Genomic DNA, 26,181 nt, shown 5'->3' on the forward strand with positions numbered 1-26,181 from the left:
CCTGGTATAAGTTTGTAACCAGAGCTACATGAGTGACTATCGAAAACCCCGCAAGAACGCACTTTTTTGAGCCATGGGCACATCTTTGAAACCTAAGAACACCGGTTTTCCTGCGACGCCGAGGCCCGATCCGATGCCGCATCCCGACCATGCGGACTGCCGTGGGGTCGCCTCCGTGCTGTCTCGGGTCGGTGACAAATGGAGCGTGTTCGTCATCATGATGCTGAGCGACGGGCCGAAGCGCTTCAACGAGCTTAAGCGCATGATCAACGGCATCTCGCAGCGCATGCTGACATTGACGCTGCGGGGGCTGGAGCGCGACGGCCTCGTTACGCGCACGATCTTCCCCACCATCCCGCCGCGGGTCGACTATGAGTTGACCGATCTCGGCCGTGGTCTCCAACAGCCGGTGAAGGCGCTCGGCGAGTGGGCGATCGCGCATCAGCAGCAGATCGCGGCGGCGCGGACGAAGTTCGACGAGCGCAACGATCGCTAGATCAGCGACACCAGCCCGCCGCCGTGACGCTCCAGCTTGCCGGCGAGCTCGAGCTCCAGCAGCACGGTGCGCACGATCGCAGGTGAGGCGCCGGACATCCGCACGAGATCGTCGATCGAGATCGGGGTGGGGCCGAGCAGGCCGGTGATCTGGTTGCGGTCGTGGCCCTGCGGATCGCTCTCGAACGGCTCGCTGTCGGGCTCGCTCACGGGGTGCATCAGCGGCCGCTCCATGATCGGTGCGACAGCATTGATGATGTCGGCAGCTTCCGTGACGAGGGTCGCGCCCTGCTTGATCAGATCATTGGCGCCGGCGGCACGCGGATCGAGCGGCGAGCCGGGCACGGCGAACACCTCGCGGCCCTGTTCGGCCGCCATCCTCGCGGTGATCAGCGAGCCCGAGCGGTGCGCCGCTTCCACCACGACGACGCCGAGCGAGGCGCCCGAGATCAGGCGGTTGCGCCGGGGAAAGTCGCGGGCGCGCGGTTCGTGGCCGAGCGGCATCTCGGAGATCGCAGCCCCCGCGTGGTCGAGGATCGCTGCGAGCAGGTCGCCATGCTCGGGCGGATAGACGCAATCATGTCCACCGGCGAGCACCGCGATCGTCCCGCTTGCGACACTGGCGCGATGGGCGGCCTGATCGACGCCGCGGGCGAGCCCGGAGATGACGATGAATCCGGCTTCGCCGAGCTCGCGCGCCAGCAGGCCTGCGAATTTCAGCCCGGCGCCGGAGGCGTTGCGCGAGCCGACGATGGCGATCATCGGCCGCATCAAGGTCTTCGTATCGCCGCGCACCGCGAGCAGCGGCGGCGCATCGTCGATCATCGCCAGCCGGGCCGGATAGCCGTCCTCGCCGGGTGCGCGCCAGGCAATGCCGAATTTGCGGCTGGCGGCGAGCTCGGCCTTGGCCTCGTCCGCGCTATAGATGCGCCCCGACCGCTGCGCGCCGCCGCGGCGCGCCAGATCAGGCAGCCGCTCCAGTGCGGCGCGCGGGCTGCCGAAATGATCCACCAGCGAGCGAAAAGTGCGCGGGCCCACATTGTCGGAGCGGATCAGCCGCAGACGGTCGATCCGCTCAGCCTCGGTCAGCTCCACGCTCGGATTGATGGCGTCCACGGCGTCTCCTTGTGGAGACAGCATGGAACAACCTGAGGGCGTTGCGCAACAGCGGCGTGCGCTTGCGTGGCCTCGCCCCGATGCTAAAAGCGATCCCAATAAGAAGGGTTTTGCCATGATCTCACTCGCCGACCTCCAGCGCCGCATCGAAGCGGGCGAGCTCTCGCCCGATGCCGCCATCGCCCAGTCGCATGCGGCGATCGAGGCCAAAGAGAAGGACGTTCGCGCCTTCGTCCGCCACGACAAATCCGCGAAGGCGCAGGCCTCCGGCCCGCTGCGGGGCATCGCGGTCGGCATCAAGGACATCATCGACACCGCCAATATGCCGACCGAGATGGGCTCGGAGATCTATCGCGGCTGGCAGCCGCGCAGCGATGCGCCTGTTGTCATGATGCTGAAGCGGGCAGGTGCCACCATCATCGGCAAGACCACGACCACGGCGTTTGCCTCGCGCGATCCGACCCCGACGCTCAATCCGCATAATCTCGGCCATTCGCCGGGCGGCTCGTCCTCGGGCTCTGCGGCAGCGGTCGGTGCCGGCATGATCCCGCTGGCGCTGGGCACCCAGACCGGCGGCTCGGTGATCCGGCCCGCGGCCTATTGCGGGACTGCCGCGATCAAGCCGTCGTTCCGCATGCTGCCGACGGTTGGCGTGAAGTGCTATTCGTGGGCGCTAGACACGGTCGGCCTGTTCGGCGCGCGTGCGGAGGATCTTGCGCGCGGACTTTTGGCGATGACGGGCCGCACCGAGTTTTCCGGCATCGTCCCGGCCAAGGCGCCACGCATTGGCGTGGTTAGGCAGGAGTTCGCCGGCGCCGTCGAGCCGGCGGCCGAAGAAGTCTTGCAGGCCGCGATCAAGGCGGCGGAACGTGCCGGGGCCAGCGTGCAGGCGATCGATCTGCCTGTGGCGATGCAGGAGGCCTGGCGCATCCATCCCGTCGTCCAGGATTTTGAGGCGCATCGCGCGCTGGCCTGGGAGTTTTCCGAACGTCACGACGAGATCGCGCCGATGCTGCGGGCAAGCCTCGATGCCACCGCCCATCTGACGCCGAAGGAATATGACGAGGCACGCCGGATCAGCCGTCGAGGCCGCCGCGAGCTCGGCGAATTGTTCGAGGGCGTCGACGTGCTCCTGACCTATTCCGCGCCAGGCACCGCGCCGGCCAAGGAGCTCGCGACGACAGGCGATCCTCGCTACAACCGGCTGTGGACGCTGATGGGCAATCCTTGCGTCAACGTGCCGGTGCTGAAGGCGGGTGGCCTGCCGATCGGCGTGCAGGTGATCGCGCGCTTCGGCAACGATCCGGTCGCACTCGCGGCGGCATGGTTCCTGGAGAACGCGCTGGCGAAGTCAGGCTAGCGCGGGTTCGGACGCGACAAGGGACTGTGCGGGCGCAGAGAGCGGTGCGCCGACCTTTGCATCTTGCCCGAGCCAGCGCTCTGCGGCTGCGCGGCCGCTCCGGTGCAGCAGGCGAATGAAGCCGCGGCCGAGATCGGTGGACGAACGTTGCGCCAGGCCGTCAACGGAATCTTCCGCCGCGATCCTGGTGAGGCGCAGCGACGGCGCGGCATGCGCCTGCGTCCAGGCGATCGCGGCGATCTCGGCATTGAGGGCGGCGTTGGCCGCGATCTGGTCGAGCCGGCGGTCGATCGCGGCGAGCGTGATCGGCACGTAGCTGTCGCGCGCCGGCGTGACCTGGACGAGCAGGACATCGGACGTCGTCGTGTCCTGCGCCAGCCGCAGCAAGGGCGGGTTGCCGCCAAAGCCGCCGTCCCAATAGGCTTCGCCCTCGATCTCGACGGCGCAGTGAACCAGGGGCGGACAGGTCGAGGCCAGCGCGACGTCGGCGGTGATGGCGTCGTTGCGGAAGATGTGCTGCTGCCCGTCGCGGATCCGTGTCGCCGCGATCAAGAGCTTCGGGCAGTCCTGATTGAGCAGCGCGGCGAAATTGATGTCTCGCGACAGCGCCTGTCGCAGCGGATCGAGATCGAAAGGATCGAACTGGCCGGAGCGCAGCGTCGGACCGAACGCGACCGAGCTTCCCGCCGGCGAGAAGCCACCGACCAGCATCAGCGAGCGGAACGAGGCCTCGTGCAGCAGGCGGAGCCAGAATCGGCTCAGTCGTGCCCGTGCCGCTTCGCGGCCGCCTTCGGCAAGGCCGGAGGCGAGCAGGAGCGCATTAATGGCGCCGGCACTGGCGCCGCTGATGGTGTCGATCTCGATCGGCTCTTCCAGCAGCCGCTCCAGCACGCCCCAGGTGAAGGCGGCAAAGGTGCCGCCGCCCTGCAGCGCCAGCGAGAGCTTTCGCGGCGGCCAGGGGGTGGCGAGAGCCTGCGCCGATGCAACCTGGGCAGCCGCAGGTCGGACCTCGACTACAACAGGAGCGGGAGCGACGGGGGCAGGTGGCGGAGCCGGCGGCGAAACGGCAGTGAGCTTTGGCGCAGGCGGCGATGCGGGCGCATCGGACCAGATGCTGGTCATCGACAGCAGTCGGCTTGCCGCAGTGCCCTGCGAGTTACCGTCATCGTGCGTGCCGTCAATCTTCTCGCTCATTCTGAGCAACCGTGTAACGCCATTTGCTCTGCCAGGATGACAGGCATGGAACCCGTTCGCTACGGCTGGCTGCGGGTCGGCGGCGAGTTGCGAACAGGATTTGACATATAATGCAGAAGGTCGCTTCGATATCCGTAGATGTCCGGCTTCAAGCCTTCTCGCCGATCCGGCTCTCCTTGCCGGTCTGCAAGCGCTTGATGTTCTCGCGGTGCGCGTAGAACAGCAGCAGCGTCAGCAGTGCCGTCAGCGCCGACAAGGCGAGATGCCCGAACCACCACAGGAACATCGGCGTGACGAACGCCGCCACCAGCGCGGAGAGCGAGGAGTAGCGGGTGGTGAAGGCGGTCGCCAGCCAGATCAGGCAGAACACGACGGCGCCGGGCCAGAACAGGCCGATCAGGATGCCGATATAAACGGCCACGCCCTTGCCGCCCCGGAACTTGAGCCAGACCGGGAACAGATGGCCGAGGAACGCGCCGAGCCCGGCGACCATGGCGGCATTGGGTCCTGCGATGTAGCCGGCGATCACCACGGCCACGGTGCCCTTGAGCGCGTCGAACAGCAGGGTGCCCGCGGCAAGGCTCTTGCGTCCCGTGCGCAGCACGTTGGTGGCGCCGATGCTGCCGGAGCCGATCGAGCGAATATCCTGGGTGCCGGCGAGCCGGGTCAGGACCAGCCCGAACGGGATCGAGCCGAGGAGGTAGCCGATGACGAAGGCCACCGGCAAAAATGCTTCAAGCCCCATGGCGGCAGCTCCAAAGGCCCGACTTCCGAGCCGAACGATTGCACAGGTCAGACATGCTCGTAAACCGTGCGTCCGCCGACAATGGTGCGCACCACGCGGCCTGTAAAGCGGGCCTCGTCGAACGGAGTGTTCTTGCAGGGCGATTTGAGGTCGGCGGGATCGACCACCCAGGGCACGTCGGGATCGATCACGATGACGTCGGCCGGGCTGCCTGCGCGCAGGGTTCCGCCGGGCAGGCCGAGCAGTTCGGCCGGCCGGGTCGACATCGCGCGGATCAGCGTCTTCAGTTCCATCTCGCCATTATGCACGAGGCGGAGGCCGGCGGGCAGCATGGTCTCGAGTCCAACGGCGCCGGGAGCGGCTTCGGCGAACGGCAGGCGCTTGACCTCGACGTCCTGCGGATTGTGGTCGGACATGATGACGTCGAGGAGGCCGGAGGCGATTGCGGCCACCAGTGCGCGGCGGTCGTCCTCGGTCCGCAACGGCGGCGACAGTTTCAGGAACGAACGGTAGGGGCCGATGTCGTTCTCGTTCAGCGCAAGATGGTTGATCGAGACCGAGGCGCTGACGGCGAGCCCGGCGTCGCGCGCGCGCTGGAGGATCTCGAGCGAGTCGATGCAGGTCAGCGAGGCCGCGTGATAGCGGCCGCCGGTCAAGGCCACGAGGCGCATGTCGCGTTCGAGGATCACGGCCTCCGCGGCATTCGGGATGCCCATCAGGCCGAGCCGCGATGCGAACTCGCCCTCGTTCATCACGCCTTCGCCGACGAGATCGGGGTCCTCGGTGTAGTGGACGATCAGCGCGTCGAAATCGCGGGCGTAGGTCAGCGCGCGGCGCATCACCTGCGCATTGGTCACGCTTCTGACGCCATCGCTGAAGGCGACGGCGCCCGCGGCCTTGAGCAGACCGAACTCGGTCATCTCATCGCCGTGCATGCCCTTTGTGAGCGCCGCCATCGGCTGGATGTTGACGATCGCGGTGTCGCGGGCGCGGCGCATCACGAAGTCGACGGTCGCCGAATTATCGATCACCGGAGAGGTGTCGGGCTGGCAGATGATGGTGGTGATGCCGCCGGTCGCGGCCGCCTGGCTCGCGGTGGCAAAGGTCTCGCGATGGCTGAAGCCGGGCTCGCCGACGAAGGCGCGCATGTCGATCAGGCCGGGCGCGACGATCTTGCCGGAGCAGTTGACGATGTCGGTGCCTTCGGGGACGCCGGCCGCGCCGATGCCGCGGCGGGTCTCGCGGATGGCGCCGTCGGCGATGAGGACGTCGCCGACACCGTCGAAATCCCGGGAGGGATCGACGACGCGGGCGTTGGCGAGCAGGATGGGGCGGCGATCGGTCAACATCGGCATCACGCGTTCGGCAGGTTACGGGCGAGCGCTTCCAGCACGGCCATGCGCACGGCCACCCCCATCTCCACCTGTTCGCGGATCAGGGACTGCGCGCCGTCGGCCACAATCGAGTCGATCTCCACGCCGCGGTTCATGGGGCCCGGATGCATCACGAGTGCGTCCGGCTTGGCGTAGGCGAGCTTCTTCTGGTCGAGCCCGAAATAGTTGAAGTACTCGCTGGACGACGGCACGAAGGAGCCGTTCATGCGCTCGCGCTGCAGCCGCAGCATCATGACGATGTCGGCGCCGTTGAGCCCCTCGCGCATGTCGCGTGCGACCTCGACGCCCATCCGCTCGATGCCCGGCGGCAGCAGTGTGGTGGGGCCGACCACGCGGACGCGGGCGCCCATCGTGTTGAGCAGGATGATGTTCGAGCGGGCGACGCGCGAATGCAGCACATCGCCGCAGATCGCGACCACGAGCCCCTCGATCCGGCCCTTGTTGCGGCGGATGGTGAGCGCGTCGAGCAGGGCCTGGGTCGGATGCTCATGGGCGCCGTCGCCGGCATTGATCACGGAACCGTCAACCTTGCGCGCCAGCAGTTCCACCGCGCCGGAGGCGTGATGGCGCATCACCAGGATATCCGGGTGCATCGCGTTCAGCGTCATGGCGGTGTCGATCAGCGTCTCGCCCTTCTTCATGGACGAGGAGGACACCGACATGTTCATGACGTCGGCACCCAGGCGCTTGCCGGCGAGCTCGAACGAGGATTGGGTCCGGGTGGAGGCCTCGAAGAAGAGGTTCACCTGCGTCCGTCCCCGCAGGACGGTGCGCTTCTTGTCAACCTGGCGGTTGAGCTCGACATATTCTTCGGACAAGTCGAGGAGGCCGGTGATGTCGGCCGCGGAAAGGCCCTCGATGCCCAGCAAATGCCGGTGGCCGAGGACGAAGGTCGATTTCGATGTCATTAAAACGAGAGCTATAGGCGCGGATGGATGGGGGGGCAAGGGCCAAAGCCGGGGCGGTGAGTTATCCCCTGATCTGTCTTGCTGTCATTCCGGGGCGATGCGAAGCATCGAACTGGGGTGCGCCCTCGCGCACCCGAGAATCCCGAGATTCTCAGGTGCGCAAGGGCGTACCGGAGTTCGGCTCTTCGAGCCGCCCCGGAATGACAGGGAAGTTTAGATGCGCTTCATCAAGTCGATTTTGATCGCACTTTTAGCTATCAGCTCAATCTCCTCCGCCCACGCCCAATCGCTCCCCGGCGGCTTTGTTTACCTGCGTGACATCGTTCCCAGCATCATCCAGGACATCCGCTACGCCACGGCGAACAATTTCGTCGGCCGGCCGCTCGCCGGCTACAACGCCGGCGAGTGCGTGGTGAAGCGCGAAGTCGGGCTGCGGCTCAAGGCGGTGCAGCAGGAGCTGGCGGCGCAAGACCTCTCGCTCAAGATGTTCGACTGCTACCGGCCGGCGCGGGCCTCGCTCGACATGGTCAAGTGGTCGCAGAACGGTCACGAGAGCGCCGCCGAGCGGCGCTACAATCCCAAAATTCCCAAGACCGAGCTGTTCCGCCTCGGCTACATCGCGAGCCGGTCGCAGCATTCGACGGGCGCCGCGCTCGATCTCACTTTGGTCGATCTGAAGGCTGACAACTCCGCCAAATACGACCCATCAAGAGCCTATGCCGATTGCACCGCGCCCGTCAAAGTGCGTGCGCCGGAAGGCAGCGTCGACATGGGCACCGGCTACGACTGTACCGATGCGAAGGGCCATACCGCGGCACCGGCGATCACCTCCGAGCAGCGCGTCTGGCGCAGGCGGCTGGTGGCTGCGATGGCCAGGCAAGGCTTTGTGAACTATTCGAAGGAGTGGTGGCATTTTTCCCTGCCGGGGGCCGGCGGGGCGGCCTATGATTTCCCGATCCAGCCGCGCCGGAACTGATTCCGCGCCGAGGAAGCATCATGACCCAGCCGAGCTTCGCGACCCACGAGGTCTTCAACCAGTCGCCGCCGTTCGAGGATGTCGACTTGTTCGCCGCGGATCGGCCGCTGGTCGATGCGGTGAAGGCCAATGGCGGTGCGGCGGCGGAACGCGAGCTGTCCGAGTTTGGGAAGCAGTGGGGCTCGGCCGCGATGGCCGATCGCGGGCGTGTCGCGAACGAGAATACGCCGAAGCTGCGCACCTTCGACGCAAAAGGCAACCGCCGCGACCAGGTCGAGTTTCACCCGGCCTATCACGAGCTGATGGCGCACAGCGCCCATGCCGGCGTGCACAATTCGACCTGGACGGCAGACGGAAAGCCGGCGGGCGATGCCGCCGAGGTCATCCGCGCGGCGAAATTCTACATGGCCGCACAGGTCGAGACCGGCCATCTCTGTCCGATCACGATGACGCGCGCCTCGGTCGGCGCGTTGGCGATGCAGCCGGATTTGCTCGGCAAGGTGATGCCGGTGCTGTCGACCCGGAGCTACGACCCGAGCTTTGCGCCGTGGTGGCAGAAGCGCGGCATGACGCTCGGCATGGGCATGACCGAGAAGCAGGGCGGCACCGACGTGCGTGCCAACATGACGCGCGCGGTGCGCGAGGGCGAGGCCTACCGCATCACGGGCCACAAATGGTTCATGTCGGCGCCGATGTGCGATGCCTTCCTGGTGCTGGCGCAGGCGGACAGCGGGCTGACCTGTTTCTTCATGCCGCGCTTCGCGCCGGATGGTTCGGTGAATGCGATCCAGTTCCAGCGGCTCAAGGACAAGCTCGGCAATCGCTCCAATGCCTCGTCCGAGGTCGAGTTCATCGGTGCCTATGCGGAGCGGGTCGGCGAGGAAGGCAAGGGCATCCGCACCATCATCCAGATGGTGCAGCTGACGCGGCAGGATTGCGCGATCGCCTCCGTCGGCCTGATGCGCTCGGGGCTTGCGCATGCGCTGCATCACGCCCGCCACCGCAGCGTGTTCCAGAAACATCTCGCCGATCAGCCGCTGATGCAGGCCGTGCTGTCGGACATGGCGCTGCATGTCGAGGCGAGCACGGCGCTGGTGATGCGGCTCTGCCGCGCCTTCGACCGCACGCCGCACGATGCGGCGGAGGCCGCCTATATGCGGCTCTTGACGCCCGCGATCAAATACTGGACCTGCAAGAGTGCGCCGCCGTTCCTCTATGAGGCCATGGAATGCCTCGGCGGCAACGGCTATGTCGAGGACGGCATTCTGGCGCGGCACTACCGGGAGTCGCCGGTCAACGCGATCTGGGAGGGCTCGGGCAATGTGATGTGCCTCGACGTGCTCCGCGCGCTCTCGCGCGAGCCGGAGCCGGCGACGGCTGTGCTGCAATCGCTTGCGGCCGAGACGAAGGGCTTGCCTGGGGCAGGAGACGCGGCCGCGTTCATCGGCAAGACTTTCCGCCGCGCCGATGGCGAGCGCTTCGCGCGTCTCGCCGTTGAGAAACTGGCGCTGCTGGCCGCTGCTGCGGCATTGAACGGCGTGTCGCCGCGTAATGCCGAACTGTTCGCGAGCACGCGCCTTGCGGCCAATCACGCCAGCATGTACGGCGCCGTCGAGCTGGAGAGCGGCGAGGCCCGCGCGCTGCTGGAGCGGGCGCTGCCGTGAGTCTTCCCAACGAAAGCCTTCTGATGGACTCCCTCAATCCCGACCATCCGCCGCTGACTATGACGCCAGCGCCGCCGCGCGTCTGGATGTTCTGGGGCACCGCGTTGTGGGGCCTCTTTATCTTCGCCGCGATGTTCGTCGGGCAGATCGGCGCCGTCGTCCTGCTGGTGGCACAGCGTGGTCTTCCCATGGACTTCGCCTCGCTCCAGGCGGTCGGCCACGATCCGCAGGCGCTCGCGCTGTCGGTCATCATGGGCCTGCCGGCGACGCTTTTGGCGGTGTGGCTCGCCATTGCCATCAAGAAGGCCTCGTTCGTCGACTATCTCGCGCTGCATTGGCCGTCCTGGAAGCAGCTCCTGTTCGGTGCGGTCGGCCTCATCCTGCTGGTGCTGGTCTGGGAGACGATGTCGCGCGCGCTCGGCCGCGAGGCGACGCCGGGCTTCATGACTGATCTGTTGAAATCGGGCCGCGACAAGGGCGCGGCGCTGTTGCTGCTATTCGCCTTCAGCGTGGCTGCGCCGATGTCGGAAGAGATCCTGGCGCGCGGATTCCTCTATCGCGGCTGGTCGGCGAGCTTTTTGCGCGTGCCGGGCGCGATCCTGCTGTCGTCGCTGGTCTGGACCATCGTGCACCTACAATACGACATGTACTTCCTCGCCGAAGTCTTCACCATCGGCCTGTGGTTCGGCTATATGCGCTATCGGGCGAATTCGCTCTGGCTCACCATCGTGCTGCACGCGCTGAACAATCTCACCGCGGTGGTGCTGACGATGTGGCTGGGGAGCTAAGCCGCCAGCGCGATCGCGATCGGCATCGTGATGGCCGCCAGAATCGTCTGCAGCGTGATGATCTGCGCCAGCAGCGGCGCGTCGCCGCCCATCTGGCGCGCCATCACATAGGCGCTGGACGAGGTCGGCACCGCCGCGCAGATCGCCACGATCGCGCGGCTGTCGCCTGACAGGCCGAACCAGGCGGCCAGCGCCAGCGCCAGCGCAGGCATCAGTGCGAGCTTGAAGACGACGCCGATGGCCGCGGCCATGCTTGGACGCAAGAGGCCTTCGAGATGCAGGCCCGCGCCGGTGACGAGCAGGCCGATCGCGAGCGAGGAGCGGCTGAGCGCGTCCGCCACGTCGTGCCAGAGTTTTGGCAACGGCAGGTGGGTGACATTGACGAAGAGCCCGATCGCGCAGGCCCAGATCAGCGGATTGCGGATCACCGTCATGACGATCGTGCCTGCGGACTGCTTCTCGGGCGCGGCGTAATGAGCGAGCACCACGACGCTCAACACGTTGACCAGGGGAATGATCGCGACCATCGCCACGGAGGCGAGCGCCAGCCCGACATCGCCGAACATGTTGGCGGCGACCGACAGCCCGACGAAGGTCTGCCAGCGCGTCGCGCCCTGGAAGATCGAGGTGAAGGCGGGGCCGTCGATATCGAGCCGCGCCAGGGCAGGGCGGAGCGCGAGGCAGAGCAGCGACATCGCCAGTGCCGACAGCAGCAGCGCACCGCCGACGCCGGCGACCGGCACCTTGGAGAGGTCGGCCTTCACCAGTGTCTGGATCAGCAGCATCGGAAACAGCACGAAATAGGTCAGTCGCTCCAGCCCGTGCCATTGCGTGTCGATCCGCATCAGGCTGCGCTTCAGCACGATTCCGAGCACGATGAGGATGAAGACCGGCAGCAGCGCCGCGATCACGACGGCCATCGGTCAGGCGGTCCCTGGACGCAGATTGGCGAGGCGGTCGAGCGCGCCCTGCAGGATGAAGATCGCGGCGTGCTCGTCGATCACCTCGGCGCGCTTGGCGCGGCTGACGTCCATGCCGATCAGCTCGCGTTCGACGGCCGCGGTCGAGAGGCGCTCGTCCCACAGGCCGATGGGGAGGGCGGTCAGGCCGGCGAGATTGCGGGCGAAGGCGCGGGTGGATTGAGCGCGCGGACCCTCGCTGCCGTCCATGTTGATGGGCAGGCCGAGCACGAAGCCGACCACCCTGCGCTCGGCCGCGATCGCGAGCAGCCGGGCGGCGTCCTGCTTGAACTGCTTGCGCTGGATCGTCTCGACGCCGGTCGCAAGCCGCCGGTCTGGATCGGACACCGCAACGCCGATGGTCTTGGTGCCGAGGTCGAGCCCGACCAGCGCGCCGCGGGCGGGCCAGTGGGTTGCAGCATCGATGAGGGGCAGGATAAGAGCCGGCATGCGTAGCGCATATCATGCGTCGCGCCGCGGAGTGAACCCGGAACAATGGATGCGCTGACATTATTCGGCCTGTTCGCCGTCACGGCGATGCTGGTCACTTACGCCCTGGAAGATCGCAGCCATTGGTTCGTGCTGCTGTTCGCCGCGTCCTGCGCGCTCGGATCGGCCTACGGCTTTCTCCAGGGCGCCTGGCCGTTCGGCCTGGTCGAAGCGATCTGGGCCGTCGTGGCGCTGCGGCGGTGGCAGCTGAAGCCGTAGATGATCCAGCGGCAGCAAGCAGCGCGCGAAATCGTGATGCGCGGGCGCTTCGATCAAATGTGGGAAATCTCACACTGGTGACATTGCAGACCATGGCATGATGCCGGTGGTTGCGTGGCAGGAGATGTACAGGTCTAAAGTAGTGTGGGGCGGAGCCCCGATTTCCAGAACGATCGGCAGCGATCGGCCATACGGCCCGCGCTGCAACTTCGCGCAGATTTTTTCAGGCGCTCACCAGGTCCAATATTCGCCAGTCATTTGAGAGGTCACCGATGCTCATCAAGCCAAGCCTGATCGCGGGCTCAGAAAGGCGATTCAAGCAAGCCGAGTTCTCGCCCGAAGCCTTGAACCGGAAACTGGGCGACGGTCCGATCGAGATGACGGTCGAGAAGATGCGCGTGCGCCAGCGCCAGCTGCTGGCCGAGACGCAGGACGTGGAGAAGGCCGAGATCGGCCTGGAGCGCATCATCCAGGGCAATGATCTCGACAGCATCAACTATCTCGCCAAGGGGACTGCGGCCTCGCGCTCGGTCTGCCGCATTCAGCTCAGGGATCTCAAGTCGAACCTGCTCGGCTACGGCTCGGGCTTTCTGATCGGGCCGGGCCTGCTGCTGACAAACCATCATGTCTTCGGCAAGCCGGCCGACGCCGCCAATTCGATCGCCGATTTCAACTACGAGCTCGACGTCTCCGGACAAGAGCGTGTGCCTGTGCGGTTCGGTTTCGAGCCGGGCAAGTTCTTCTACACCAATGACAGGCTGGATTTCTCGGTCGTCGCGGTGGCGCCGACCTCGCTGTCGGGCCACGAGGAGCTCGAGGATTGGGGATGGTTGCCGCTCAGCGGCGCGCCCGGCAAGGCAGACCCCGGCGAGTACCTCACCATCGTCCAGCACCCCAGCGGGCAGATGAAGCAGGTCTGCGTCCGCGAGAACAAGCTGCTCAAATATGTCGGCGACTTCCTCTGGTACAACACCGATACGACGGCGGGATCGTCGGGCTCGCCGGCGTTCAACCGCTTCTGGCAGGTGGTCGCGCTGCACCACAGTGGCGTTCCCCGGAAGGATGCGCAGGGCCGCACCCTGACCAAGGACGGCAAGGTGTGGAAGCCGTCAATGGACGAAACCCTGATCGACTGGATCGCCAATGAAGGCATCCGGATCAGCGCGATCGTCGCCGATCTCAAGGTCGCCGTTGGCTCTCATCCCTTGATCAAGCCGGTGCTGGACGAGGAGGAGCCGCCGATCCGGCTCGAGGTCGAGAAGGCCCGCGCGCCGGTCGCCGCGCCTGCGTTCAGCGCCAATGTCTGGGTCGAGCAGTCGCTCGACGGCACCTCGCTGGTGGTCCCTATCCGCGTGCCGCTGCCGATGTTCAGGAAGGAGATTCCGTTCGCGCCGCTGGCACCCGTGCCGGGCCCGGCTGGGGGCAACGGAGGGGCGCAGAACGGCGGAATGCAGAACGGCGGTATGCCGAACGGTGGCAAGCCGTTGATCGCTCCGCCGGCCGCCCTCCTGCCTCGCATCAGTGCGAACGGCCTGCCCATGGAGGCCGTGCATATCGATCAGAGCACGCTGAAATCGCGTCCCGGATACAAGGCGAATTTCCTCGGCACCGGTAAATTCTCGGTGGCCCTGCCGAAAATTCCGGCCGCGCTCAAGTCCAGAATCGCGACGCTCAAGGGAAGCTCCAGGCAGTCCGAGCTGAAATATTTCAACTACAGCGTCGTCATGAACAAGGAGCGCCGGCTCGCCTTCTTCAGCTGTGTCAATATCGACGGCGGGCAGCAACAAGACGTCGGCAAGCGCGAAGGCGATTCCTGGCTGCGCGATCCGCGCATCGACGACGATGCCCAGATCGGCGACGAATTCTACCGCAAGCAGGCCACGTTCGAGGCGGACCGCAGCAGGAATCCGTTCGATCGCGGTCATCTCGTGCGCCGCCTCGATGCGACCTGGGGCGACACCGTCGCCGCGGCCAAGCAGCATGGCGACGATTCCTTCCACTTCACCAACTGCTCGCCGCAATTCTTCTCGTTCAACCAGGGTAAGCAGCTCTGGGCGGGCCTGGAAGATTACACGCGCGATGTCCTGCTTGAAGGCGAGGAGAAGGGCATCGTCATGAACGGTCCGGTGTTCGACGGGCCGGATGCCGATGGATCCGATCTGCCCAATCCGGCCGGGCGGCCGCACAAGGATCCGAGCTTCGGCGGCGTTCAGATCCCGAAGTATTTCTGGAAGATCCTGATCCGGCGCAACGAGGATGACGACGCGCTCAAGGCGGCGGCCTTCCTGATGAGCCAGCGAAAGCTGGTCATGGAGATCGATCGCATCCAGGAGGCGGATCTGCGCGAAAAGATGTCGGAGGAGGATGTCAGTGTCTTCCAGGTCTCGATCGCGGACCTCGCGAAGTTGACCAAGCTCGATTTCGGCAATCTCACTGATGCGGATTCGCACGAGGCGACCTCGGTCGGCCCGCGGCGGATCGAGTCCTATGAGGACATTCGACTCTGATGAGCGCTTCGGTTCGCGAGGCAGCGAAACCGAGGCGACGTTCGGGTGAGGGCAGCGGTGCGCTCTATCGAGGCATTGCAAGTCCTCACCCGGTTTCTTTCGCCAGACGCGCGTCCGATGTCAGCGGATCGCGATCGGGTTGATCATTGCCTGCACGCCGCCGGTCCAGCGCGGCTGGCCCAGCACGAACAGGAATTCATAGCCCTTGTCGCGCGCGAGCGCGGCGGTGTCCATGTTCTCGAGGATATAGGTCCCATTCATCGCAAGCAGGATCTGGTGCACCTCGAACACGTTCTTGGATTCGAACGGCAGCACCTCGAGGGCCCAGGTATCGGCACCCACTGCGACGACGCCCTTGCCGGTCAAATACTTCGCGCCTTCGACGCCGAGGCCGGGCTCACCGGCGGAATAGCGCTTGTCGTCCTTGCCGATCAGGCTGAGCCAGCCGGTGTGGAAGATGACGACGTCGCCTTGCCGGATCTCGACGTTCTGCTGCTTGGCGGCTTCCTCGATCTCCTTGACGTTGAAGGCGGTTCCTTCCTTCACCACGTCGGTCTTGAAATAGGCGGCCATGTCGAGCAGCACGCCGCGCGTGACCATCGGCGGCACCTTTTCGATGCCGAGCTTCTTCAATCCGTTCGGATCGGCGAAGTCGGCGAGCTTGTTGCCGTTGTAATAGACGTGCTCGACGCCGAGATGACCGAGCCCGTCGAGCTGGCTGCCGATGCCGACCCAGGTGTCGAGGATGTCGTCGTTATAGGTGGCCTTGTTGGGACCGAGGCCTGGAATGCCGGCCTGTCCGGGCTGCACGATGGTGAGCTTGAAGGCGCGCGGCGGATAGGCCGGCGTCTGCGGCGTGACGGGAATACCGAGTGCGTAGGTCTTGCCGGTCTTCACCAGAGAGGCGGCTTTCACCACGAGCTCCGGCGTCATGTAGTTGGCGGCGCCGATTTCGTCGTTCGGCCCCCATTTCGATTTGGTCCAGTCCTGTGCGTTTGCTGTTTGGATCGTCGCCGACAACGCGGCGACGCAGCACAACACGAACGTATTGCGCATCGATAGTCCTCCCGATGTTTTGGCTTCGTTATGGTAATTTGCGCTGGCAGTGCCGCATCCTAACGTCAAAGGCGTCTGCGCTTCAAAATATTTCAGCGCGCGGTGCTGCGGCCGCCGAACGCAGCGCGACGTCGACGGATTCAAGTACGGCAGATTTGTGACGTTGAATTTCGTGCGATGGAACGTCTCACCGCGTCAGGCCGCGATGACGTCCTCATCGGACTTCAGGCAAGCGGCAAATCCGCTCAGCGCGCTGGATTGATGTCCGGCGCGGCGCTGGATGAAGAGTGTCTCGACGCGCGCGTGCGAGGTGCTCAGCGTGTGCATCGAGACGCTGCCGTTCATTGCGCTGCGCTCGACGACGGCACGCGGCAGCAACGTCACGCCCATGTCGGCGGCGACGCAGCCGATCATGCCGTCAAGCGTGCCGAGCTCGAAGCGCGTGGCTGAGGGCCAGCCGAACTCGACGAACACCTGCTCGAGCCGCTGGCGGTAGGTGCAGCCGGTGCGAAACACCAGTGCCGTCGGGCCGGACTCCGGCGTGCCGGCGCGCAGCTCGGCGAGGGAGGTCCAGCGCCGCGCGCTGACCAGCACCAGCTCCTCGCGGAAGGCGCTCGTCGCAGTGAGGTCGTCGTGCGCGATCGGACCTGCGACGAAGGCACCATCGAGCGCGCCTTCGAGCACGCTCGCGACGAGGTCGGCTGTCGGCGCGGTACGCAAGGACAGGCGCACCGCGGGAAAGCGGCGATGGAAGTCGGCGAGCAGCGGCGGCAGCCGCACCGCCGCCGTGGTCTCCATCGAACCGATCGCGAGCGGTCCCTTCGGCTCGCCGTCGTCGCGCGCGGCAAGCACGGCCTCGCGCGACAGCGCGGCCATCCGCTGAGCATAGGGCAGGAGGCGCTTGCCGGCGCCGGTCAGCGTCATGCCGCGGCTATGGCGTTCGAACAGCTGCGTGCCGATCTCCGCCTCCAGCGCTTTCACGCGCTGGGTGACGTTGGATTGCACGGTGTTCAGCTCTTCGGCGGCACGGGTGATGCCGCCGCTGCGGGCGACGGCCGCAAAGGTCTGGAGATCGCTGAGTTCCATCGTACCGTTTCGCGTTTGAGATGGTAGCGTTCGCAACAATTCAATTTTCGAGAATGCTAATCGCACTTACTCTCGCTGTCCAGATCGGGGAAGGACCATGCCCATTGCGACACCGCTGACCACGCTGCTTGAGATCAGCCATCCCGTCCTGCTGGCACCGATGGATGTCATCGCGGGCAGCCGTCTGGTCGCGGCCGTGAGCGGCGCCGGCGGGTTTGGCATTCTGGGCGGCGGCTATGGCGAGAGGACGTGGCTGGAGCGGGAGGCCGCGAAGCTCGCTTCGCTGTCCGCGCCGTTCGGGATCGGCTTCATTACATGGAGCCTCGCCAAGCGGCCCGAGCTTCTCGACATCGCGCTCGGCGCAAGACCATCCGCGATCATGCTATCGTTCGGAGATCCTGCGCCGTTCGCGAACAAGATCAAGTCGGCCGGGGCGCGTCTGATCTGCCAGGTACAGGACGAGGCGATGGCGCGGCAGGCGCTCGAAGCCGGCGCCGATATCCTGATCGCGCAGGGGACGGAGGCGGGCGGTCACGGCGCCTCCCGCACCACGGTCGATCTCGTGCCCGCAATCGTAGATCTTGCCGCGGGCGTGCCGGTGGTTGCGGCCGGCGGCATCGCCGATGGGCGTGGGCTTGCTGCGATGATGATGCTGGGCGCGAGTGGCGTGCTGCTTGGCACGCGCTTCTATGCGAGTGAGGAGGCCGACGGTGCAGAGGAGGCCAAGCGGCGCATCTGCGCGGCAAGCAGCGGCTCGACTGTGCGCGGCATCATCTTCGATCTCTCCCGCAACAATGTCTGGCCGGCGCCGTTTACCGGGCGGTGTCTGGTCAATGATCATGCCCGGCGCTGGAGTGGTCGCGAGGTCGAGTTGATGCAGAATGTCGCTGGGGTCGCGGCGGATTATGCCGCGGCCAAGGCAGCCGGCAATTTCGACGTCGCCGCCGTGATCGCAGGCGAGGCGGTCGGCCTGATCCATGATATTCCACCGGCAGCCGAGATCGTCGAGCGGATTGCGATTGAGGCCGGGCAGCTTCTTGCCGGGCGGCGGAACTCGGTAGTCGCGGGGTAGGATTCTTCACCCTCCCCCTCCAGGGGAGGGTAAGAGAAACGAGAGAGAACAACGATGTGGCCTGACCGTCGACTGATCGACCTCTTCAAGACCGAATTTCCGATCGTGCTGGCGCCGATGGCGGGTGTGATGGATGCGGAGCTGGTGATCGCCGTGGCAGAGGGCGGTGGGCTCGGCTCGTTGCCGAGCGCGATGCTGTCGCCGGAGAAGGCGCGCGAGCAGGTCAACATCATCCGCCAGCGCGTGAAGGCGCCGGTGAACATGAACTTCTTCTGCCACACGCCGGTTGACCTTTCGACAGAGGCTGAAGCGCGCTGGAAGCAGCGGCTCACAGGCTATTACATCGAGCATGGTCTCGATCCCGGGGCGCCGGTCGCTGCGGCGAACCGCGCGCCGTTCGATGCCGCCTTCTGCGAGGTCGTCGAGGAACTGAAGCCCGAGATCGTCAGCTTCCATTTCGGTCTCCCGGAGCAGGCGCTGCTCAAGCGCGTCAAGGCCGCTGGCTGCCTCGTCATCTCGTCGGCGACGACGGTGAAGGAGGCGGTCTGGCTCGAACAGCGCGGCGTCGATGCCGTCATTGCGCAAGGCGCCGAGGCCGGCGGCCATCGCGGCATGTTCCTGACCGACAAGATCTCCGAGCAGCCCGGCACGTTCGCGCTGGTGCCGCAGGTCGCCGATGCCGTGAAGGTGCCGGTGATCGCGGCCGGTGGCATCGCGGACGGGCGCGGCATCGCCGCCGCCTTCGCGCTCGGTGCCTCGGGCGTGCAGATCGGCAGCGCCTATCTGCGCTGTCCGGAGTCCAAGGTCAGCGCCGGCGGCCGCAAGGCGCTGGCTGAAGCGCGGGACGATTCCACCGTGATCACCAATGTCATGACCGGCCGGCCGGCGCGGGGCATCCAGAACCGCCTGATGCGCGAGGCCGGCCCGATCTCCCCGGACGCACCGCCGTTTCCTCATGCCGCGACCGCGCTGGGACCGTTGAAGACGGCTGCCGAAAAGCAGGGCAGGGTGGATTTCACCAATCTCTGGGCTGGACAGGCCGTGGCGCTGGGCCGCGAGGTCCCTGCGGCCGAACTGACCCGGGATTTTGCCAAATCGGCGCTGGCCCGCATGAAAGCGCTGGCCAGCTAAGCGCTTTAGGTTCTTGTTTGCGCATGATCTTTTCGGAAAACCGCTTCACACTTTTCCGGATCATGCGCTAGCGCCGGTTGCGGCGCAAAACCGGCCTCTGCTATACGGCACATAGGTTTTGCCGTGAGAGGCCTTATATAATGTCCGTCGACGCCGCTACCGTCCGCCGCATCGCGCATCTGGCGCGCATCGCGGTTTCCGAGGGCGAGGTTCCGCATCTGCAGGGCGAGCTCAACGCCATGCTCGCCTTCGTCGAGCAGCTCTCGGAGGTCAATGTCGAGGGCGTGGAGCCGATGACCTCGGTCACGCCGATGCAGATGAAGAAGCGGCAGGACGTGGTCGATGACGGCGAGATCGCCGACGATATCGTTGCCAACGCGCCCGCGACCGAAGGTCACTTCTTCCTGGTGCCCAAGGTCGTTGAATAAACAGGTTAGATCCGATGTGCCTGCTTTGCGACGATGAGAAGGCCTATCAGGCCTACATGAACTATCTCGACAAGATGGAGCGGCAGGGCAAGGCTGCCGATCCCAACGTCGCCGTCAATGCCGTGCTCGACGAGATCGAGGCCGCTGCAAATGCGGCCGCCAAAAAAGACGACCCGGCCAACGACAAGACCCTGTCTCCGTTCTTCTGCAGCCCGATCAATAAATGACCGATTTGACATCGCTGACGCTCGCCGAGGCCCGCAAGGGTCTCGCCGACAAGACTTTCACGTCCCTCGAGCTGACCGACGCGCATCTGAGCGCGATCGAAGCCGCGCGCGTGCTTAACGCCTTCGTGATGGAGACGCCGGAGCAGGCGCGCGACATGGCCAAGGCCGTGGACGAGAAGATCGCCAAGGGCGATGCCGGCCCGCTCGCCGGCATTCCGCTCGGCATCAAGGATTTGTTCGCGACCAAGGGCGTGCGCACCACGGCATGCTCGAAGATCCTCGGCAATTTCGTGCCGACCTACGAGTCCACCATCACCTCGCAGCTGTGGCGCGACGGTGCGGTGATGCTCGGCAAGCTCAACAATGACGAGTTCGCGATGGGCTCGGCGAACGAGACCTCGTGCTTCGGTCCCGTGGGCAATCCTTGGCGGCGCGAGGGCAGCAACACCACGCTGGTGCCCGGCGGCTCGTCCGGCGGCTCGGCCTCGGCCGTGGCGGCGCTGCTCTGCATGGGTGCGACCGCGACCGACACCGGCGGCTCGATCCGCCAGCCGGCGGCGTTCACCGCGACCGTCGGCATCAAGCCGACCTATGGCCGCTGCTCGCGCTGGGGCATTGTCGCCTTTGCCTCTTCGCTCGACCAGGCAGGCCCGATCGCGCGCAGCGTGCGCGATGCCGCGATGCTGCTGCGCTCGATGGCCGGCCATGACCCCAAGGACACGACCTCGGTCGACATCGCCGTGCCGGATTACGAGGCCGCGATCGGCAAGTCCGTGAAGGGCATGAAGATCGGCATCCCCAAGGAGTATCGTCTCGACGGCATGCCGGCCGAGATCGAGAAACTCTGGAGCGAAGGCGCGGCCTGGCTGAAGGCGGCCGGCGCCGAGCTGGTCGAGGTGTCGCTGCCGCACACCAAATACGCGCTGCCGGCCTATTACATCGTGGCGCCGGCGGAGGCATCCTCCAACCTCGCGCGCTATGACGGGGTCCGCTATGGCCTGCGCGAGCAGGCCAAGAACATCGTCGAGCTCTACGAGAACACCCGCGCCGAAGGTTTCGGCGCAGAGGTTCGCCGCCGCGTCATGATCGGCACCTATGTACTCTCGGCCGGCTATTACGACGCCTATTATCTGCGCGCGCAAAAGGTGCGCACGCTGATCAAGAAGGATTTCGAGGATTGCTTCGCGCGGGGCGTCGACGCGATCCTGACGCCGGCGACGCCGTCGGCGGCCTTCGGTATCGGCGAGAAGGGCGGCGCGGATCCGGTCGAGATGTATCTCAACGACATCTTCACGGTGACCGTGAACATGGCGGGCCTGCCCGGCATCGCGGTGCCCGCCGGCAAGGACGCGCAAGGCCTGCCGCTCGGCCTGCAGCTGATCGGCCGTCCGTTCGAGGAGGAGACGCTGTTCTCGCTCGGCGAGGTGATTGAGCAGGCGGCCGGCCGCTTCACGCCCGCGAGGTGGTGGTGAATGCCGCGGCGTTCATCGCGAGCCTCGACGGCGCGGCGCCCGCGCCACACCTGAGCGCGCCGCTCGCCGGCCTGTGGTGGGCCGCCAAGGGCGATTGGGATCAGGCGCACAAGATCGTCCAGGACGACCAGGGCCGCGACGCCGCCTGGGTGCACGCCTATCTGCACCGCGTCGAGGGCGATCTCGGCAATGCCGGCTACTGGTACCGCCAGGCCGGCCAGCCCGCGGCAAAGGATTCATTGGAAGCGGAGTGGGAGCGGATCGCTGTCACGCTGCTCGGGAGCACGACATGAGCACGGCCACGCACAAGCTTCTCAAGGGCGCCACCGGTGATTGGGAGGTGGTCATCGGCATGGAGATCCACGCCCAGGTGACGTCGAACTCAAAGCTGTTCTCGGGCGCCTCGACCGCATTCGGCGGCGAGCCGAACACGCAGGTGTCGCTGGTCGATGCCGCGATGCCGGGCATGCTGCCCGTCATCAACGAGGAATGCGTCAGGCAGGCTGTCCGGACCGGGCTCGGTCTCAACGCGCAGATCAATCTGCGTTCGGTGTTCGACCGGAAGAACTACTTCTATCCCGACCTGCCGCAGGGCTACCAGATCAGCCAGTACAAGTCGCCTGTCGTGGGCGAGGGCGAGGTAATCGTCGATCTCGACGGCGGCCGCAGTGTCTCCATCGGCATCGAGCGGCTGCATCTGGAGCAGGATCCCGGCAAAATGCTGCACGACCGGTCGCCGTCGTTGTCCTACATCGATTTCAACCGCTGTGGCGTGGCGCTGATGGAGATTGTCTCGAAACCGGACATCCGCGACGCCGAGCAGGCCAAGGCCTATGTGACCAAGCTACGCTCGATCATGCGCTACCTCGGCACCTGTGACGGTGACATGGAGAAGGGAAGCCTGCGCGCCGACGTCAACGTCTCCGTGCGCAAGCCCGGTGGGCCGCTCGGCACCCGCTGCGAAATCAAGAACATGAACTCGATCACCTTCATCGGCCAGGCGATCGAGTATGAAGCGCGGCGCCAGATCGAGATCCTGGAGGACGGCGGTCAGATCGAGCAGGAGACGCGTCGGTTCGATCCCAACAAGGGCGAGACCCGCTCGATGCGGTCCAAGGAAGAGGCGCATGACTATCGCTACTTCCCCGATCCCGACCTGCTGCCGCTGGAGTTCAGCCAGGAATTCGTCGACGAGCTGAAGGCGAAGCTTCCGGAGCTGCCGGACCAGAAGAAGACGCGCTTCGTCGCCGATCTCGGCCTGTCGGCCTATGACGCGAGCGTGCTGGTCGCCGAGCGCGAGAGCGCGGTGTTCTACGAGACCGTGCTCGAGAAGCTCGGCAACCGCGCGCGCGACGGCAAGATGGCGGCGAACTGGGTGATCAACGAGCTGTTCGGCCGTCTCAATAAGGAAGGCCGGGATATTACGGGCTCTCCGGTCAGCGCCGAGCAGCTCTCGGGCATCATCGACCTGATCGGAGAGGGCACGATCTCGGGCAAGATCGCCAAGGATCTGTTCGAGATCGTCTGGCAGGAGGGCGGCGATCCCCGCGCGCTGGTGGAAAGCCGCGGCATGAAGCAGGTCACGGATCTTTCGGCGATCGAAAAGGTTGTCGACGACATCATCGCGGCCAATCCCGACAAGGCCGCGCAGGTCAAGGACAAGCCGCAATCGCTCGGCTGGTTCGTCGGCCAGGTGATGAAGGCGTCGGGCGGCAAGGCCAATCCGCAGAGCGTCAACGACGTGCTCAAGTCGAAGCTCGGCCTCTAACCTCGCGCGTTCGAACGAGGTGACGGACACGCTCCGTCACCTCGCTGTCGGTTCTCGATGCGACGCTCGCGCGCACCCTCGGCGGTAAACTTCATCCCGACCAGACGCGATGCAGCGGCCGAATCGCCGTCACGCGATTCGCGCAAAACGGCGGCTCGCACACGCTCCGGCGAGCGTTCGCGCCGTTAAGCATGAAAATATTTTCGTTGCCAAAAATCGCGACTCAGAGTCCGCGAAGCGCCCTTGCGAGGTGATCGCGGGATCGGCGATGCGCATCATCGCGTTGATCGCGCGCGATGCGCACGCAAAGAAAAATACTTGCTGCATAGTGTTTTTCTGCAATCGCATCCGCCGCGAACGTCGATGCTGCGCGCACGCTGTGCGGTCGCTCGCACGTGTCGTTCGGTGCGCTTGCATCGCGTTCGCCAAGCGCACGCGCGTTGCGTCGTCAACACTTCTTTAAGCGAGACGCTGTTTTTTTCGTTGTGTTGGTGTATTCGGGATGAGTGTGCATTCGATCCCCGACTGCACGCAGCGATTAAAGCCATCTCACACATCGGAGGGCAACATGGCCAAGAAAGCGAAGAAGGCGAAGAAGGCGAAGAGCGCAGTGAAGAAGACTGCGAAGAAGACCCGCAAGGTCGCGAAGAAGAAGAAGTAACTTCGCTTCTGAAGTTGCCGGCTCCAGCAGCCGGCACGTCATCAGCGCCTCCTAGAGGTTCTGGTCGACGATAGAGGGTGTCGGCGAGACATCAGGTCAACGGTCGGACCGTTCTCTTTGCGGTCCGGCAGAAGAAACTAGTTTTCTTCGTTCGGTGCGGGGCCGGTTCTCCGGTTCTGCAATTTCACGAGTGGCCTCGCGGTCAAAGTGGAATCTGGTCCTGACGTGTTCGCCGACGCCCTCGTTCTCCTGAGGCCGGGGTATTGCCGGCATTTCCTTTTCCCCACATTGCTGATCTGACCACGGCGTCATCGTTGCGCTGGCCGCTCCACCTTGGGCAGGCGAGGGCTGGGGCCTGATTGCGCGCTGCTCGCACGCCGCTTTCGCCATTCTTCGCGGTGTCATCGCCGCGCTCCGGCCGGGCGATCCAGTACGCCGGGCTGCTCGTGCGACATTGCCATCTCTGGAGTGCCGGTCACCCTTCTGCCGCCTTCGCCGAAGCTTCGGCGCTCAAGGACGACGGGGCCAGGCGAAGCCTTGGCGATAGCCCGGGCGCGGGCGACGATAGCGAGTGGGGACGCCGCAGGATGCGTCCACCGCGCGCGATGGTTATCGATGTCCCAAAATCCCAGGGTAAACCAAATCTGACGAAACGCAGAAGTGCCTGCAAATCAGCGACTTCTTGAATTCTGCGCGCCGGCGCCGCGCGCTCGCGTTTACGTCTGCTTCATCGCGATACTTAAACTGCCATTCAAATTTGCCCGCCATCATCGCCTCCAACAAGCCGGCAAACGGCGTTGGGCAAGAAGCCCAAGGGATGAGTTGAACAGTGCGCGGTCCCAGCAAGGGTCATGCACATCAGAGTTGGACGGGAGCCGCGCTCGGGGGAGCAAGGCACAAGAAAAAAGGGGATGCGTTATGTTTCAGGGTACTTTCGATCTGGAGACGGCAACGCCGATCGACGCGACCGCGCTGTCGGACGTGCTGTTCGAGCGCGGGATCTATTGGGCGAGCGGCCGTTCCGGGCTCGTCGATCTCGTCGCCGCGCACAAATGGTTCAACCTCGCCGCCCTGAAGGGCCGCAAGGACGCCGTGACGCTGCGCCAGGAAGTCGCCGGGCAGATGTCGGATGCCGAGATCTCGGCCGCACAGCGCGAGGCGAGGGCGTGGGTCTCCACGCACTGAACCGAGAATCGCATCCGCACCCGTGTTCGCACGGGTGGGCCTGGTTGCGCTGAATCAAGTTTCTTCGTCGTGCCGCCACATAAGACCCGTGCGGCATGAGCGAGCCCGATACCAATGGACGATGGCTGCCGATTCAGATCGCTCCCGATGAGTGCGATCTGGAACTCGGACGTCCGCACAAGACTGGGATTCTGCCCTGGTCGTTTCCGTGCCGGCGCAGGTCCGGCGTCTGGTACAATGTCTGGGCCGGCGAGGCGGTGCTGATTTCGCCCTCGCATTGGCGGATCTGGCGGTTCCACCGCTAGGCGCGGACCAACACGCATACCCACACATATAAGATGGTGCGAATCGAGCTGAACGGCCGCGTCGATCCTTGCGCCGGGCTTTCGCGCCGGTCACACGAGCGCTTTCAGCTGAAAGAACGCCCAGACCTTGATTGATTCTGCCGCTGGGTGGCGGAGAGGGAGGGATTCGAACCCTCGATACAGCTTGAGACCGTATGACGCTTTAGCAAAGCGTTGCCTTCAGCCACTCGGCCACCTCTCCGGTGCGAGCCTTATGCATCTAATTACTTGGGCGGGTCAATTTGGAAGCGTGTGTTTTCGCTCGAATATTCCCAGCGATTTTCGCGACAAAGCACTTTGCTCCCGGGGCGTGACCATAACATTGCGAGAATGGGGCACAGAGTTGGAGCGTCCGGCGCATCTCGAAGATGGTTTTTGCCTATGAGAACGTCTTTGCTCGCGTAAGAGACTGAGTTTACTGGAAAAATCAATGCGGCGCGGGGAGCGGGCGGCTGAAGGTTCGATTCGTGTCATCCGCCAACCGGCCCAATAACGGTCGCTATCCACAAAGGGTGCTCGTCCACCCCTTTAAAGCCGTGCCTGCATCAGGTTGGGAGGTGCGGAGCAGGGCGATACGTTCTCCTTGAGTCTCCCTGCGATTCCACGATTCGAGTGCGTCAAAGCCCCTCCAGGCCGAGATCTCGCTTGCCGTGCCTTAAGTGGGGAACTTTGATGGCAGGAGGAACCGTCTCTAAAACATCAATGAAAACAATTGGTTGCGAGGGCGCTTCGATCACATCTGCGTGTTATTTGTGCAACACCCGTCGGAAAACAAGCTTCATAGGCCCGTTTCAAAGCGTTCTGTTGTTGTGTGTGCAAGGACGTTCGGTAATTGTGACTGAGCGACGGAGGGGGGCATCCCGAGGTCGTCCCGTTTAGGTCATTTCGCTTAAGTCCCTCGCGTTCATGCGGGTGTGTCCGAAGACGCGAAGGAGCC

General features: G+C 65.1%; 25 protein-coding genes and 1 tRNA gene. 16 read left to right on the forward strand and 10 right to left on the reverse strand.

The window, feature by feature from the left end; translation table 11 throughout:
- Positions 1-73: 73 nt before the first annotated feature.
- Positions 74-496, forward strand: coding sequence for a helix-turn-helix domain-containing protein (locus GGD66_RS23745; RefSeq protein WP_183259134.1), 423 nt, complete (start codon positions 74-76; stop codon positions 494-496).
- Here GGD66_RS23745 and dprA read toward each other — a convergent pair.
- On the reverse strand, positions 493-1,635 hold the full coding sequence (gene dprA, locus GGD66_RS23750) for a DNA-processing protein DprA (RefSeq protein ID WP_092257616.1): 1,143 nt from the start codon (positions 1,633-1,635) through the stop codon (positions 493-495). The genes GGD66_RS23745 and dprA overlap by 4 nt on opposite strands.
- 91 nt (positions 1,636-1,726) lie before the next feature.
- Here dprA and GGD66_RS23755 point away from each other — a divergent pair, with 91 nt between their 5' ends.
- The gene (locus GGD66_RS23755; RefSeq protein WP_183259135.1) at positions 1,727-2,971 is read left to right on the forward strand and encodes an amidase; all 1,245 of its coding nucleotides are present in this window, start codon (positions 1,727-1,729) and stop codon (positions 2,969-2,971) included.
- Here GGD66_RS23755 and GGD66_RS23760 read toward each other — a convergent pair.
- From GGD66_RS23760 to GGD66_RS23775, 4 genes are all read right to left on the reverse strand, one after another.
- Positions 2,963-4,165: a patatin-like phospholipase family protein gene (locus GGD66_RS23760; protein ID WP_183259136.1), complete on the reverse strand. Its 1,203-nt coding sequence runs from the start codon at positions 4,163-4,165 to the stop codon at positions 2,963-2,965. The genes GGD66_RS23755 and GGD66_RS23760 overlap by 9 nt on opposite strands.
- Before the next feature lie 148 nt (positions 4,166-4,313).
- Positions 4,314-4,910, reverse strand: coding sequence for a glycerol-3-phosphate 1-O-acyltransferase PlsY (gene plsY / locus GGD66_RS23765; RefSeq protein ID WP_092257610.1), 597 nt, complete (start codon positions 4,908-4,910; stop codon positions 4,314-4,316).
- A gap of 47 nt (positions 4,911-4,957) precedes the next feature.
- A complete protein-coding gene (locus GGD66_RS23770; protein WP_026202486.1) occupies positions 4,958-6,259 on the reverse strand; it encodes a dihydroorotase in 1,302 nt (433 codons plus the stop codon).
- A 5-nt stretch (positions 6,260-6,264) separates the two neighbouring features.
- On the reverse strand, positions 6,265-7,212 hold the full coding sequence (locus tag GGD66_RS23775; protein ID WP_018321103.1) for an aspartate carbamoyltransferase catalytic subunit: 948 nt from the start codon (positions 7,210-7,212) through the stop codon (positions 6,265-6,267).
- 217 nt (positions 7,213-7,429) lie between these two features.
- Here GGD66_RS23775 and GGD66_RS23780 point away from each other — a divergent pair, with 217 nt between their 5' ends.
- From GGD66_RS23780 to GGD66_RS23790, 3 genes are read left to right on the forward strand one after another with little or no spacing between them, the layout of a single operon-like run.
- The gene (locus GGD66_RS23780) at positions 7,430-8,188 is read left to right on the forward strand and encodes a M15 family metallopeptidase (protein WP_183259137.1); all 759 of its coding nucleotides are present in this window, start codon (positions 7,430-7,432) and stop codon (positions 8,186-8,188) included.
- Between the two features lie 20 nt (positions 8,189-8,208).
- Entirely contained in the window at positions 8,209-9,852 is a 1,644-nt protein-coding gene (locus tag GGD66_RS23785) for an isovaleryl-CoA dehydrogenase (RefSeq protein ID WP_183259138.1), read from the forward strand.
- A 23-nt stretch (positions 9,853-9,875) separates the two neighbouring features.
- The gene (locus tag GGD66_RS23790; RefSeq protein WP_092257604.1) at positions 9,876-10,640 is read left to right on the forward strand and encodes a CPBP family intramembrane glutamic endopeptidase; all 765 of its coding nucleotides are present in this window, start codon (positions 9,876-9,878) and stop codon (positions 10,638-10,640) included.
- On the opposite strand, the gene GGD66_RS23795 is transcribed toward GGD66_RS23790, so the two are convergent.
- Positions 10,637-11,560 carry an AEC family transporter gene (locus tag GGD66_RS23795; protein ID WP_092257601.1) on the reverse strand — a complete coding sequence of 308 codons (924 nt, stop codon included), beginning with the start codon at positions 11,558-11,560 and terminating at the stop codon, positions 10,637-10,639. The two genes, GGD66_RS23790 and GGD66_RS23795, sit on opposite strands and share 4 nt — an antisense overlap.
- A 3-nt stretch (positions 11,561-11,563) precedes the next feature.
- Entirely contained in the window at positions 11,564-12,049 is a 486-nt protein-coding gene (ruvX, locus tag GGD66_RS23800; protein WP_018321099.1) for a Holliday junction resolvase RuvX, read from the reverse strand.
- Between the two features lie 45 nt (positions 12,050-12,094).
- On the opposite strand from ruvX, the gene GGD66_RS23805 reads away from it, so the two are divergent.
- On the forward strand, positions 12,095-12,307 hold the full coding sequence (locus GGD66_RS23805; protein WP_091967017.1) for a hypothetical protein: 213 nt from the start codon (positions 12,095-12,097) through the stop codon (positions 12,305-12,307).
- 272 nt (positions 12,308-12,579) lie between these two features.
- Positions 12,580-14,814 (forward strand): DNA/RNA non-specific endonuclease, encoded by a 2,235-nt coding sequence (locus tag GGD66_RS23810; RefSeq protein WP_092257598.1) that lies wholly within the window; start codon positions 12,580-12,582, stop codon positions 14,812-14,814.
- Between the two features lie 120 nt (positions 14,815-14,934).
- On the opposite strand, the gene GGD66_RS23815 is transcribed toward GGD66_RS23810, so the two are convergent.
- Together GGD66_RS23815 and GGD66_RS23820 are read right to left on the reverse strand one after the other, a co-directional pair.
- Positions 14,935-15,870, reverse strand: a complete 936-nt coding sequence (locus GGD66_RS23815) for a cyclase family protein (RefSeq protein WP_183234491.1) — start codon at positions 15,868-15,870, stop codon at positions 14,935-14,937.
- A 195-nt stretch (positions 15,871-16,065) separates the two neighbouring features.
- Positions 16,066-16,956: a LysR family transcriptional regulator gene (locus tag GGD66_RS23820; protein WP_183232105.1), complete on the reverse strand. Its 891-nt coding sequence runs from the start codon at positions 16,954-16,956 to the stop codon at positions 16,066-16,068.
- Between the two features lie 97 nt (positions 16,957-17,053).
- Between GGD66_RS23820 and GGD66_RS23825 the strand changes: the two genes are divergently transcribed.
- The 9 genes from GGD66_RS23825 to GGD66_RS23870 all read left to right on the forward strand — a co-directional run bounded on the left by GGD66_RS23825 (position 17,054) and on the right by GGD66_RS23870 (position 25,205).
- Positions 17,054-18,028, forward strand: coding sequence for a nitronate monooxygenase family protein (locus GGD66_RS23825; RefSeq protein ID WP_183259139.1), 975 nt, complete (start codon positions 17,054-17,056; stop codon positions 18,026-18,028).
- 54 nt (positions 18,029-18,082) lie between these two features.
- The gene (locus GGD66_RS23830) at positions 18,083-19,159 is read left to right on the forward strand and encodes a nitronate monooxygenase family protein (RefSeq protein WP_183259140.1); all 1,077 of its coding nucleotides are present in this window, start codon (positions 18,083-18,085) and stop codon (positions 19,157-19,159) included.
- A gap of 140 nt (positions 19,160-19,299) precedes the next feature.
- On the forward strand, positions 19,300-19,587 hold the full coding sequence (gatC, locus tag GGD66_RS23835) for an Asp-tRNA(Asn)/Glu-tRNA(Gln) amidotransferase subunit GatC (RefSeq protein ID WP_028143922.1): 288 nt from the start codon (positions 19,300-19,302) through the stop codon (positions 19,585-19,587).
- A gap of 14 nt (positions 19,588-19,601) precedes the next feature.
- Positions 19,602-19,814, forward strand: a complete 213-nt coding sequence (locus tag GGD66_RS23840) for a hypothetical protein (protein ID WP_018321091.1) — start codon at positions 19,602-19,604, stop codon at positions 19,812-19,814.
- Positions 19,811-21,286 (forward strand): Asp-tRNA(Asn)/Glu-tRNA(Gln) amidotransferase subunit GatA, encoded by a 1,476-nt coding sequence (gatA, locus tag GGD66_RS23845; RefSeq protein ID WP_018321090.1) that lies wholly within the window; start codon positions 19,811-19,813, stop codon positions 21,284-21,286. Before GGD66_RS23840 ends, gatA begins: the two co-directional genes overlap by 4 nt.
- Positions 21,277-21,579, forward strand: coding sequence for a hypothetical protein (locus GGD66_RS23850; protein ID WP_183259141.1), 303 nt, complete (start codon positions 21,277-21,279; stop codon positions 21,577-21,579). The genes gatA and GGD66_RS23850 overlap by 10 nt, the downstream gene beginning before the upstream one ends.
- On the forward strand, positions 21,576-23,054 hold the full coding sequence (gene gatB, locus GGD66_RS23855; protein WP_183259142.1) for an Asp-tRNA(Asn)/Glu-tRNA(Gln) amidotransferase subunit GatB: 1,479 nt from the start codon (positions 21,576-21,578) through the stop codon (positions 23,052-23,054). Before GGD66_RS23850 ends, gatB begins: the two co-directional genes overlap by 4 nt.
- Before the next feature lie 1,579 nt (positions 23,055-24,633).
- Positions 24,634-24,900 carry a hypothetical protein gene (locus tag GGD66_RS23865; protein WP_018321086.1) on the forward strand — a complete coding sequence of 89 codons (267 nt, stop codon included), beginning with the start codon at positions 24,634-24,636 and terminating at the stop codon, positions 24,898-24,900.
- 95 nt (positions 24,901-24,995) lie between these two features.
- Positions 24,996-25,205 carry a hypothetical protein gene (locus GGD66_RS23870; RefSeq protein ID WP_018321085.1) on the forward strand — a complete coding sequence of 70 codons (210 nt, stop codon included), beginning with the start codon at positions 24,996-24,998 and terminating at the stop codon, positions 25,203-25,205.
- A 148-nt stretch (positions 25,206-25,353) separates the two neighbouring features.
- Here GGD66_RS23870 and GGD66_RS23875 read toward each other — a convergent pair.
- Positions 25,354-25,446, reverse strand: a tRNA-Ser gene (locus GGD66_RS23875).
- Between the last annotated feature and the right edge of the window lie 735 nt (positions 25,447-26,181).

It is taken from the genome of Bradyrhizobium sp. CIR48 (genome assembly GCF_014198315.1).
Lineage (GTDB): Bacteria > Pseudomonadota > Alphaproteobacteria > Rhizobiales > Xanthobacteraceae > Bradyrhizobium.